Genomic DNA, 12,165 nt, shown 5'->3' with positions numbered 1-12,165 from the left:
CATATGATATGGATAACCCGTTTATTTATGGATTCATTGCAACGAATCCTTCTCCGAATACGTCACGAACATCGTGAATAGCGACAAATGCATGTTCATCTGCTGCTTGAACAATACGTTTTAATTTCACTACTTCTTGACTACTAATAACAATGTATAAAATTTTCTTCTCTTCCTGTAAATAATATCCATGTCCAGAATAAACTGTCACACCACGGTTCATCTTCTTGTTGACGTTTTGAGCAATTTCATCTGGATTACGAGAAATGATGGTAACTGCCTTCTTCGTACTAAATCCTTCAATGATAAATTGCATCACTTTCGTTGCAATATATAGCATGACGATCGTAAGGAGTAATTTTTCGATTCCGATGACGAAGTAAGATGATAAAACGACAAGCATATCGAAGAATAATAATCCATAACTTATGTTCCATCCGAGATATTTATTTGTAATACTCGCCAAAATTGTCGTTCCAGCTGTCGTACCACCTACCCGAATAATGAGCCCAATACCGGCTCCAACGATTGCTCCACCAAAAATCATATTTATAATAATTTCGTTTGAATCAATCGCCCAGTTTCTTGTTAAATGTAAAAACAATGAATTTAATAGTACCGCAATAATCGTATACCCAATTGTATTTTTACTTAAAAATTTATATCCAATGATTAATAATAAACCATTTAAAATAAAGTTCATTAAACCTGGTGACCAACCATACAAGTAGAACAAAATAATGGTAATCCCAGTTACTCCGCCTTCCCCTAAATCATTTCCTAATACAAATACATTGATCCCTACAGCGAAGATAAATGATCCAAGCACGATAAAAGATAAATCATAGATTCTCTTTTTCATTCATTCCACCCCTCTATTTCATTATGTCCTAATCCGATTCACTTCAGACATAGTCAACAATAACATATTGCGTACTATTTTGCTTGGGATTTGCAAAAGAAAATAATAATTTTTTTTGATGGATTATGGGTGGAATTCTACCATTAAATAAGCATGGTTTTAAAAATTTAACGAAAATAAATTCATTTATCGGGGGAGGGAAAGTAACATTCATTCATGAAAAATTTTACTTTGAAAAATCGAAACCTATTTTTATATTAGGCTTCGATTTTTATATAAATATACGTACATTATCACGATTTATTTTTATAATTCTCTTCCCAAAAATAATTAATCGCTTCTCCTAATTGTGCTGGGTCACATTTTAAATTTCTATAAGGAATATTTATTTGGCTATCCATCAACTTTTTATTCATTTGATTCATCGCTTTTTGAAAAGCTTTGGTTCGGTTAATAATTAAGTCTTTATCATATGTATAGATGGATAAGAAATCTTGGTTTCCAAAAGTAGTAAACTGGATATCTTTAATTTCATTCCATCTTACTAATCCAACTTGAAGGGCAGTAGAATAATCGGTGATCCCATTTTCATCGATGATTAAAGCTGGTTTACGTTCAAATAGCTTTTTCAATAAAAAAATAAGAAATACACCAAAAACAAAGACCGTTATTAATCCGATTCCTTTTATGATAAAAGGGGAATATGTAAGATCTAACTCGACAAATAAAAAAATGAATCCGAGTAGAATAAATATGCATGAACCGATGGAAAGTACGAATAATTTCAATTTGTTTTGATATATGATGAACGGTGACAAGGTCCGACCTCCTAAACGATTTTATCTATCATCATACCATAAAAAATAAATTTCATTCAATATCAATTTTACCTTAATTTTGCTATTCTTAGATAGGGAGAAAATTATTGGTTATGTTGGAGGCATCATATTGAAGAAGGCATATTTTTATCAATTTTTAGAGCCAGTATCTGAAGAGCTCGCATACAATTTACAAGAATTAGAAGGAACAATTTTTACTGGACCACGCAAAATGATCGCCCATAGTCGAACATTAATGGAAGTCGTTTTAGATAAAGTGTTAATTCATGAAAATTTACATTTACGAACTCCAGAAAATACGCTCGTTCATAAAATAGAAAAATTAGTAAAACACGAATTAATTTCATCTACACAAAAACTAGCATTTGAAGAAATTCGTTTATTAGGAAACAAGGCTAGCCATGAAATACGAGAATTTCGGTTTTCTGAAGCGTTGAAAACATGGGAAAATATTCATGTCGTCATGAAATGGTTTGTAGAGTTATATGTATCCTATACAATAGATGTACCTGCATATGAAGATCCAATGATTCATCAGGAATATCCATATGAATTAGATGAAATCCACATTCGATTAGAAAAGTTCGAGCAATTATTGAAAAAATCGATGGAATTAGAACGACCGAAGGAAGAAAAAGAAAATGTTCAAGAAAACGTGCAGAAAGTTCAAATAAAAGAAACGTTAACATCTTTACACTTAGACGAGGCACCAGGGGTTACGACTGTACGAACATTAACTTTTCAAGGACAGGAAATTCACATCCCACATTTTTTAAGGGATGCATTTTTACTACCACAACGTTTTGAAAAGTCGGAACGGTTTTTATTACGATTAAATGAAGCACAGGAAGCAAGAATTATGAGTGAGCTACCTACTTCGTTAGATAATTTACATGAACGAATTGTACGGTTTAATTTGTCGCATGTAGAACAATTTGTAGAGGAATTAAAAGCTTTCATTATAGAAGAAAAAAGAAGACGGAATTTGCTACAAAAACGTCCAGGTGATTTATTTTTATTTTATGAAGGGGAACAAATTGTCGTTACAGAACAATTAGGAAACATTGCGATTACAAAGGAAACCTTCCCAGGTTCTCCGAGTTTAATAGAACAGCTCCACTCGGACGGCATGCAAATAGTGAAAGATTTACCAAAAGAGTTTATCATTATTGGTAAGTATAAAGGAATCGGAAAAGGTCGTGTGACAAACTTTTTTGAACAAATTAAAGCGATGCAATAAAAAAACTGGAAGGCGGTGGCAGCCTCCAGTTTTTATTTATCTTGAAACAAATATTGCATAATATCTTTTCGTGCTACAATGCCAATTAATTGGTTATCATCATCTAATACAGGAAGTCGCTTTATTTTATGATGTACGAGTAAATTTGCAGCCTTTTCAACGGTATCGTCTGGATGGATCGTAATAAGCTCCGTTGACATGATTTCATGTACGTATAACCCCATCGTCCTTTTCACATCTTCAAAAAACTTATTCGGGTTATCTAAATAAATAATTCCACCAAGAAACTCCAAATATGCAGGTGTTTGTACATCGGTTTTTCGACGAATTAAATCTCCTTCTGTCACAATGCCAACCAATGTGCCAGCATCATTTACAACTGGTAAGCCACTTAAACGGTTCGTCGATAAAATATGGGCACATGTTTCAATTGTTGCATCTTCTTGTACGGTTACCACATTTTTTGTCATAATTGTTTCTACAGTCATATGAATCTCTCCTAATGAAATATTATTGTACTTCCCTTGCATTCGTTTCATCGGCTTTTGAGTAGACGACCATCCGAGGGGATGGAATTTCAATGCCGTGTTCAAATAAATAGGCTTTTACATCTTTACGAATTAATCTTGCACCTTCCCATTGCATGACAGGAAATGTTTCAGCCCGAACACGCAATACATAGTTAGATAATTCTAATGCTGTTACACCTTGAATAAAAGGTTCATCTATAAAAACATCTGGATAATTGGTTTTAAATGTTGGTAAAATATGTTTGATCATGTTTTCAACTTTGACAATATTCGTTTCATAAGGAATATTAATTTCAACCATAGCATATCCATTGCTTGCAGAATAGTTTGTCACGATATTAATTTGTCCATTTGGAATCACATATGTTTGCCCATAAAAACTTCGTAATTTTGTCGATCTAAGACCAATTACTTCGACATCTCCTTCGATATCTCCTATTTCAATATAATCACCGACCGAAAATTGGTCTTCAAAAATAATAAAAAAACCGGCAATGACATCTTTTACAAGACTTTGTGCTCCAAAACCAATTGCAACACCTGCAATTCCAGCACCTGCCAACATTGTGCGAATAGGCACATCAAATATATCTAAAATCATTAGAACGACAATAAACAATAATACATAGGATAATATATTTTTGGATAAATTTTTTAATGTTTGCTCTCTACGATTTGATGTAAGACGAATAGGAATCGTCTTCTTATCTTTGAAAATAATATCAATAATCCGATACCCAATATTTCTAACGATAAATGCAAATAAAATAATGATTACAATTCTTAATAAGTTGGTGCCAATCCTAATCCATAATTCCTCGCCAACAATATATGAGTATAAATTTTCCCAAACAGATTCCATACGATCAATCATTTCCTTTAACATGTATTATTTATATATTTCCCTAAACATATACACTTAAAACGTGACTGGTGGAATACAATAAAAAGATTGTAATCATTCATATTTGATCTGTGTGTGTCAATGTTTGTAGTTAAATATGGACTTTATATTGCAAAGACCGCAATTTTTTCCAGTTTTTTTGTGTAGGTTAAATATTGTGGTGAGATAAATCGGTTTAATATATTCGTTAATTTTACATTTGCACCATAATAATATGCTTGCACGATTAATTTAGAACAATAGTTTTTCTCTTTATTTTTAATATCCGTATTTAAAATCCAATAATCTTTCACATTTCCTAAGTTTTCCGTCACCCATTTAGCGGCAGCTTGTGCACCAGATGGCGCACGTAGTAATGTGATTTTATCGCCTTTTCGGTGACGATTCCACATTTGATGGATGGTTAATGAATGTCCAGATGGTTTTCCAGGAATGGATTCTTTCACGAGATAATCTGAACCAATTATTACTGTATGACCGACATAATATGTGGAGCGGCCAATCGTTGAATATAAAATATCCCCTTGCTTCATTTCAATATTGCTATTAGGATAAAATAATGTCATGTTCGTAAACTCCCTTATGTTTTACCTTGTTCCTATCTTTTATTATATCAACTTCATTTAAAAATAGAATAAAAGTGTATGTTTGCATTTCTGATTAACATAATCGTGACTTTTGTATAGAAAAGTGATTAAATATGAAGTATAAAGGTAGTGATTTCATTTTGTGCTTTCTGTTTTTGGCGTTCTACGGTTTTAAATTAAGCTAATACATAGTCCATGCGAATACAAAAAAGCATAGTTTTTATAATGAAAAAGAATAGACGAATAATGAAGGTGATAATGATGAGTAATATGGATAAAATGATGACCCAATATAATACACGTAAAGCTATGTACGAACAATATACTACCTATTTAGAATCACTTTTAATCGCATTGATAGAAGAAAGTGACATTCATTATCATACAATTAGCGGGCGTACAAAATCAGAAAGAAGTTTATGTGAAAAGCTTAAAAAAGGTGGCCATAAATATAAAACATTAGACGATATAACAGATATTGTCGGAGTGAGAATCGTGACTCATTTTGCTAGTGATGTTAGTGAGATAGCCGAATTAATTGAAAGGGAGTTTCAGATTGACCGTGAAAATAGTGTAGATAAACGGAAACAGATGGAAGTAAATCAATTTGGATATATGTCGCTTCACTATGTAGCAGAATTAGATCCCAAAGGTTTAGATAGTAATGAATATGAGGATATAACAGGTGTAAAAGCAGAAATTCAAATTTGTTCGATATTACAACATGCATGGGCAGAAATAGAACATGACTTCGGATATAAGGTGGAGAAACAAGTGCCATGGGAAGTAAGAAGAGCCTTTTCGCGTATTGCCAGTTTGCTCGAAACCGCCGACTTAGAATTTGATCGTATCCGAAATAGGATGAAAGAAGACGTGAAAAAAGAAGATGAATAAAGGTTAAGACAGAAGCAAGTTGTATCTCTGTCTTAATCTTTTTTTATGCATTTATGTGAAAATCCCTGGGACTTGCAAGAATATGATGTGAACTTGCAAGAATCCGGTGCGAAGTTGCAAGAATCTGATGTGAAGTTGCAAGAATATGATGTGAAGTTGCAAGAATATGATGTGAAGTTGCAAGAATACGATGTGAAGTTGCAAGAATATAGTGCGAAGTTGCAAGAATACAGTGTGCAGTTGCAAGAATGCAGTGTGAAGTTGCAAGAATATAATGTGAAGTTGCAAGAATACAGTGTGCAGTTGCAAGAATACCGGTCGAAGTTGCAAGAATACAGTGTGAAGTTGCAAGAATATAGTGTGAAGTTGCAAGAATCCAACCCAAAGTTGCAAGAATCCAACTCCAAATTCGCATGAATGCAACCGTAAAGCTCAATTATTTCCTACATAAAATATTTTGGTGTAAAGATATTTTGTCGATCTAGTAAGAGGAAACAAAAATCAAATCCAGGAATAGATAAGAAATCAGCTAATAGATGATTCGTGTGGGATTTGATGTTTCCTTGCTAGTAATTTATAACCTAGCGAACCTTTCAAATACTCCTTGATAATTTTTAATTTAAATTCTTCACTATATTTAACTATATAAAACACCCCTAAAATTAGATTTTCTATTTCTAACTTTAGGGGTGTAGTACCACACTGGTGGTTTTGATTTATTGTATGTATTTATTTGTCGAGACGGTCTAATTTTTCATTAATTTTATTCAATGATTCGTGCATTTTGAAGAAGATAATTAATAATTCACAGTACACACGAGTCAGTAAAGCACCAATAACGATAGTTGCAAGACCACCGATAAAAACGATAAATCCTTCGCCACCGCTACCATATCCGCTAAACATAATTGCTAAACCAGAGAAAATTGAAATAAGACCAAAAATTGCAGAAGCAATTAATCCAATCCAAAAAATAACTTTAATAATAACCGGAGTAATCATACTATCGAAGCTAACGAATTTTTTAAAGTTCATAATATTCCCTCCCTTCTTAACAGTAAATCTTAACAACATCAAAACGGTACGTCAACCTATTTTTGGGAAGATAGGAAGAAGTTCCCGTCTCTAAATGAACGATGAGATACCATAGGAAATAGTTTCATTATTCGTTATAATATAATGTAGGGTAGAAAGACGAGGTGGAGAACCATGCGTGTAGCAAACAGTATTGTACATCATAAAAAATTAATAGTTATTATTTTTTTTATATTAATGGTCATTAGTATCATTGCCCAGTTCTTTGTCTCGGTAAATTATAATATGACGGATTATTTGCCAGAGGACTCACCTTCCACGGAGGCTCTGCAAGTGATGGAAGATGAATTTGCAACTTCGATGACGAATGCTTATGTCATGGTAGAAGATGTGACTTTAATGGAAGCATTAGAAGTAAAAGAGAAGTTGAACGCTATAGATGGTATTTCAGATGTGCTTTGGTTAGATGATGTGACAGATATAAAAGTGCCACTGGAATACTTAGAGGAAGAAATGGTGGAGACGTATTATAAAGATGGGGCAGCCTTGTTTGCATTTACTGTTCGAAATGGGGATGAGGTTGCTGTTACAGATGAAGTATATGAGGTTATCGGTAAGGATGGTGCATTAACAGGTGAAGCATTATCCACCGCGACACAGCAAAAAATGGCTTTTTCTGAAACGATGTATGCCGCAGGATTACTTATTCCTATCATTATTATTATTTTAATTATGTCGACGAATTCGTGGATCGAACCATTATTTTTCTTAACAGCAATCGGGGTATCTGTTTTAATTAATTTAGGTACGAATATCTTTTTAGGAGAAATATCGTTCGTCACACAGTCTGTTGCACCAATTTTACAATTAGCTGTATCACTCGATTATGCCATATTTTTATTACATAGTTTTAGTGATTACCGTAGAGAAATTGAAGATCCGAAAGAGGCTATGCAACTTGCAATGAAGCGATCGTTTCCCGCAATTATTGCAAGTGCCTCCACGACATTTTTCGGATTTATTGCACTATCATTTATGAATTTTGAAATTGGTTCTGATTTAGGGTTGAATTTAGTAAAAGGTATTTTATTAAGTTTTATAAGTGTCATGGTGTTTTTACCTGCATTGACGTTAATGTTCTATCAGTGGATCGATAAAACGAAACACCGTCCATTTATCCCAGACTTTTCCAAAATAGGCCCTTTTGTCATGCGTGTAAAAGTACCAGTATTCCTTCTCGTTGTCATATTACTCGTGCCAACTTTTTTAGCGCAAAGTAAAACAGAGTTTATTTATGGGGTCGGGGAACAAGAAGAAGGGACACGTGAAAGTGTAGATGCTGAAAAAATAGAAGCGATATTTGGAAAAAATACAGAGATTGTTATTCTCGTACCAAAAGGGAATGTCGCAAAGGAAAATGCATTAGTTAAGTCACTTTCAGAATTCCCTGCAGTGAATAGTACGGTTTCGTATGTCAATATTGTCAGTGCTGTCATCCCGCCGGAATTTTTAGAGGAAGAAGAATTAGAGAACTTCTATAGTGATAATTACAGCCGAATTATTTTACATACGAATTCAGAAGAAGAAGGATATAAAGCGTTTCAACTGATTGAAGACGTACAGAAAAAGGTAGAAAATTATTATGGAGACAATTTTTATATGTTAGGTGAAAGTGTGACATTATTTGATATGAAAAACGTCGTTCAAAAAGATAATACACTCGTTAATATTTTAACGGTTGTAACGATTGCATTAGTGTTACTCATTACTTTTAAGTCGATATCATTGCCTATCGTTTTATTATTAACGATTCAAGCATCTGTTTGGATAAATTTATCTGTCCCATATTTAACGAATTCTGCACTCGTATTTATTGGGTATTTGATCGTCAGTACGGTGCAACTTGCGGCGACAGTTGACTACGCAATTTTATTAACGGTGGAGTATCGAGAAAATCGCCAACATATGCATGCCGTACATGCTGTCAAGAAAACATTAAATGAAAAAACGTTTGCAATCATTATTTCAGCATCTATTTTATCAAGTGTTGGATTCATTTTATGGTTAACATCATCCAACCCGATTGTCTCTTCCATCGGTCTATTATTAGGCCGTGGTGCATTGTTGGCATTTTTAATGGTATTATTTTTCTTGCCAGCTATGTTAGTTATGTTTGATCCAGTCATTAAACGTACGACATTAAAAGCTAATTTTTATGAAACGAATAAGGGGGAACAGAAAGATGTATAAAAAATTAATCGTTATTTTAAGTGTTACGATCATCTTTTTGCAAGCCCCATTTCATGTGATGGCAAAAGAATCATCGTTACCAAAAGATGAAGTTGTTTATGCGGTTTTACATGAAGATGGTCATTATGAGCAACTATATGTTGTGAATAAGTTTCAATTGAATGATGGTGGAACATTTACAGATCATGGTGCATATGAATCTGTTAAAAATTTAACGAATTTAGAAGAGATCAACGTAGAGGATGGATTAGTAACGTTTACAGGAGATGAAGGTGTTTTTCATTATGAGGGATTGTTGCAAGATGTCGCATTGCCATGGGAATTTCAAGTAACGTATTATTTGGATGGCGAAAAAGTGGAACCGACTCAATTAGCTGGGAAAACAGGACATGTAAAAATGACATTAACGTCCAAACGTAATAAAGCTGGAGAGGAAACATTTTTTAATCATTATATATTACAAATCGGTGCCAATTTTCCTATGGAGAAAACGGACGATTTAAAAGCAAAAAAAGGAATGATAGCAAATGCTGGTGACGAATATCAAGTAACATTTACAGTGATGCCAGAGGAAGAAGCGGAACTTATAGTAGAAGCAGACGTAACGGATTTCCAATTTGGAGGATTTGAAATAAATGCGGTCCCTTCATTTATCGATGTAGAAGAGCCAGATGTAGACGAAATGGCAGGGGATATGAATACATTACAAAAAGCAATTCGGGAAATTAATAATGGAGTACTTCAATTACGAAATGGGTTAAGTGAGTTCCGAGGTGGAGCGAATGAATTATATAATGGTTCAGCTTCTTATAAGGAAGGAATAGACACATTAGCAAATGAAGTGAGTGGAGCTACTGCACAATTAGACGAGGCTTTTAGTCAAGTGGATGAAGCTTTCAAAAGTTTTGATGGGATGTCTACGGAAGAAGTGGACACCATTATGTCGATGTTAGATAATGTACCGCAAGGATTTGAACAAATAAAAAGCGAGATACAGGCGATTAAAGATGATTATATGAAAGCAAATGACGTATTAAAGGAGGCAGTCGAGAAGTTACCAAATGATACGTTGACAAAGGAACAAATCGAAGCCTTAAAAAATAGTGATGTAGATGAAGAAACAATAAATGTTTTACTACAATCATATGAAGCAACAAAGGAAATGAAAGACGCTTATGATGAAGTGGGAGCTTACAATGATCAAGTTGTCGAATTGTTTGATACATTGCTTACACAAATTGATGAGATGATGGATGTTGTCGCTGATTTTAACGATGTAATGGAAAACCTTACAGATGCATCAGATGTTATAACAGATATTTCTTCAATAACCGAACAATATGAACAATTTCGCGACGGGATTACAGAAATGACAAACGGAATTAGTACGTTAGCAACCGCATATGGCGAGATTCATACAGGAATTGGGGAGCTTGCATCAGGTTCTAAAGAATTGGAAAATGGTGCAGCAACATTGTATGATGGTACGAGTGAATTGAAAAAAGGAACAGATCAATTGCCAGATAAATTAAAAGAAGAAATCGATGCGCTAATGGAAAAATATGACAAATCTGATTTTGATATGGTTTCATTCGTTTCAGATAAAAATGAACAAGTAGAGATGGTACAATTCGTTATGAAAACTGAACCGATCGAAACGGAAGAAGAACCGGTCGAAGAGGAAGAAGAAGACGAAAAAACGATGTGGCAACGATTTTTAGATCTGTTTTCATGGCTTAAATTTTGGTAAGTATAGGGGAGAATCATTTTGAATAAAAAAGATATTCAACATTTTCGAAAACATTTAAAAACAAATAGTGAATTATTATCCATTGATCATATATATTCTGCATATGTGATGAAAGAATCGAGTGAAGTTTATCATGAACAGTTGATGAGTTTCGATTTATTAGAGGAGGAGCAAAAGGAATTATTTTTAAATAATTTTAAAAAGTTACTATCGGGACAATTAGATGAAAAAATGTTCGTTTTAAAATTTCAACGGGATGGGGAAGCAGAGCAGCGAAGCGAAGAAATTTTATATGATGCTTTAACGAGTGAGGATCAACAATCTTGGCAAGCAGAAATTAGTTTATTAGTAGATAAAATGTTCCAAGAACGCCATTATGAAACAGATGTCGTCGTAACATTCATTCGTGGTAATTATTTAAAACCAGGAAACAAAGGTTATGAAGATCGTGAGGAAGCGGAAACAGATATCATGCATAAACATGGATTTATTATGTGTACCATTAATAAAACACAAATGCCAAAAAGTGAATTGCTTTTTGATTATGTAGAAAAGGAATTTAAATATAATGTGATGATTGATCCGATCATTAATTTAAAAGCACCATTGTCTGGCTTTTTATATCCGACTTTTACAGAAGGTGTCTCTAATGTAAATCGCGTATTATATGGTGCAGAGAAAAAGTTTAAAATTGATGATTATTTTGTGGAACATGTATTAAATGCAGAGGATACAATGACAGCAGAAGACGATAAAATTGTTTTTGAGGAAGTCGTTAATCAACTTGCAGCAGAACAGTTAGACACGTCTACATTATCGAAAATGTATGAAGAGATTTATCAAGTTATTGAGTACCATGACGAGGAAGAAGAGACGGACCCGACATTAGATTTTCGGGATGTAGAAGAAGTATTAAAAAAGAGTGGGGTGGAAGTTGAATCAACTGAAGCAGTTCGTACGGCATTCGAAACAGTCGCACAAGATTCACGGATCGAATTAAAAGCAGCAAATGTCGTACCGAAAGCAACTTCCAAATCGATAAAAATAAAAACTAAGGTAGCAGATGTTGCGATTCGGCCACAAGATTTAAAATATGTTCGTCAAGTAAAAATGGACGGCAAACTTTGTTTAATGATTGAAGTGGAAGAGAATACGATGATTGAAGGATTTGAAATGATTCCAGAAGCATTGTTTAAACAAGATTAACCTGAAAATAGATAGAATATGGTTAGGACAATTCGGTAAACAGACAATGATAGGTCATAAACGTTTCG

Annotated in this window: 13 protein-coding genes; 6 read left to right on the top strand and 7 right to left on the bottom strand. The window is 33.7% G+C overall.

The window, feature by feature from the left end; translation table 11 throughout:
• Positions 1 to 25: 25 nt before the first annotated feature.
• Both WKT09_RS06380 and WKT09_RS06375 read right to left on the bottom strand, forming a co-directional pair.
• The gene (locus WKT09_RS06380; protein WP_340415239.1) at positions 26 to 862 is read right to left on the bottom strand and encodes a YitT family protein; all 837 of its coding nucleotides are present in this window, start codon (positions 860 to 862) and stop codon (positions 26 to 28) included.
• Between the two features lie 293 nt (positions 863 to 1,155).
• Positions 1,156 to 1,680: an STM3941 family protein gene (locus WKT09_RS06375; RefSeq protein ID WP_340415238.1), complete on the bottom strand. Its 525-nt coding sequence runs from the start codon at positions 1,678 to 1,680 to the stop codon at positions 1,156 to 1,158.
• 130 nt (positions 1,681 to 1,810) lie between these two features.
• On the opposite strand from WKT09_RS06375, the gene WKT09_RS06370 reads away from it, so the two are divergent.
• A complete protein-coding gene (locus WKT09_RS06370) occupies positions 1,811 to 2,941 on the top strand; it encodes a DUF4145 domain-containing protein (protein ID WP_340415237.1) in 1,131 nt (376 codons plus the stop codon).
• Between the two features lie 32 nt (positions 2,942 to 2,973).
• Here the strand turns inward: WKT09_RS06370 and WKT09_RS06365 are convergent, their stop codons facing one another.
• The 3 genes from WKT09_RS06365 to WKT09_RS06355 form a co-directional block, all read right to left on the bottom strand.
• The gene (locus tag WKT09_RS06365) at positions 2,974 to 3,429 is read right to left on the bottom strand and encodes a CBS domain-containing protein (RefSeq protein ID WP_340415236.1); all 456 of its coding nucleotides are present in this window, start codon (positions 3,427 to 3,429) and stop codon (positions 2,974 to 2,976) included.
• 22 nt (positions 3,430 to 3,451) lie between these two features.
• Positions 3,452 to 4,345, bottom strand: coding sequence for a mechanosensitive ion channel family protein (locus WKT09_RS06360; RefSeq protein ID WP_340415235.1), 894 nt, complete (start codon positions 4,343 to 4,345; stop codon positions 3,452 to 3,454).
• A 134-nt stretch (positions 4,346 to 4,479) separates the two neighbouring features.
• Positions 4,480 to 4,941, bottom strand: coding sequence for a hypothetical protein (locus WKT09_RS06355; protein WP_340415234.1), 462 nt, complete (start codon positions 4,939 to 4,941; stop codon positions 4,480 to 4,482).
• 282 nt (positions 4,942 to 5,223) lie between these two features.
• Here WKT09_RS06355 and WKT09_RS06350 point away from each other — a divergent pair, with 282 nt between their 5' ends.
• A complete protein-coding gene (locus tag WKT09_RS06350; RefSeq protein WP_340415233.1) occupies positions 5,224 to 5,856 on the top strand; it encodes a GTP pyrophosphokinase in 633 nt (210 codons plus the stop codon).
• Between the two features lie 72 nt (positions 5,857 to 5,928).
• Positions 5,929 to 6,273, top strand: coding sequence for a hypothetical protein (locus tag WKT09_RS06345; RefSeq protein ID WP_340415232.1), 345 nt, complete (start codon positions 5,929 to 5,931; stop codon positions 6,271 to 6,273).
• Positions 6,274 to 6,381: 108 nt separating this feature from the next.
• On the opposite strand, the gene WKT09_RS13800 is transcribed toward WKT09_RS06345, so the two are convergent.
• Together WKT09_RS13800 and WKT09_RS06340 are read right to left on the bottom strand one after the other, a co-directional pair.
• Positions 6,382 to 6,510 (bottom strand): transposase, encoded by a 129-nt coding sequence (locus WKT09_RS13800; protein WP_445323992.1) that lies wholly within the window; start codon positions 6,508 to 6,510, stop codon positions 6,382 to 6,384.
• A gap of 75 nt (positions 6,511 to 6,585) precedes the next feature.
• Positions 6,586 to 6,891: a DUF4282 domain-containing protein gene (locus WKT09_RS06340; protein WP_340415231.1), complete on the bottom strand. Its 306-nt coding sequence runs from the start codon at positions 6,889 to 6,891 to the stop codon at positions 6,586 to 6,588.
• A gap of 174 nt (positions 6,892 to 7,065) precedes the next feature.
• Between WKT09_RS06340 and WKT09_RS06335 the strand changes: the two genes are divergently transcribed.
• Genes WKT09_RS06335 through WKT09_RS06325 form a run of 3 tightly spaced genes read left to right on the top strand, consistent with a single transcriptional unit; the run spans position 7,066 to position 12,097 of the window.
• Complete coding sequence (locus tag WKT09_RS06335) at positions 7,066 to 9,141, top strand: efflux RND transporter permease subunit (RefSeq protein ID WP_340415230.1); 2,076 nt, start codon at positions 7,066 to 7,068, stop codon at positions 9,139 to 9,141.
• Positions 9,134 to 10,891 carry a YhgE/Pip domain-containing protein gene (locus WKT09_RS06330; protein ID WP_340415229.1) on the top strand — a complete coding sequence of 586 codons (1,758 nt, stop codon included), beginning with the start codon at positions 9,134 to 9,136 and terminating at the stop codon, positions 10,889 to 10,891. Before WKT09_RS06335 ends, WKT09_RS06330 begins: the two co-directional genes overlap by 8 nt.
• An 18-nt stretch (positions 10,892 to 10,909) precedes the next feature.
• Positions 10,910 to 12,097, top strand: coding sequence for a DUF4317 family protein (locus WKT09_RS06325; protein WP_340415228.1), 1,188 nt, complete (start codon positions 10,910 to 10,912; stop codon positions 12,095 to 12,097).
• The last annotated feature ends 68 nt before the right edge of the window (positions 12,098 to 12,165 follow it).

Source organism: Pseudogracilibacillus sp. ICA-222130, from assembly GCF_037892545.1.
Lineage (GTDB): Bacteria > Bacillota > Bacilli > Bacillales > Amphibacillaceae > Pseudogracilibacillus.
The sequence above is the reverse complement of the archived record's forward strand: the minus strand, read 5'-3'. Positions and strand labels throughout refer to the sequence as shown.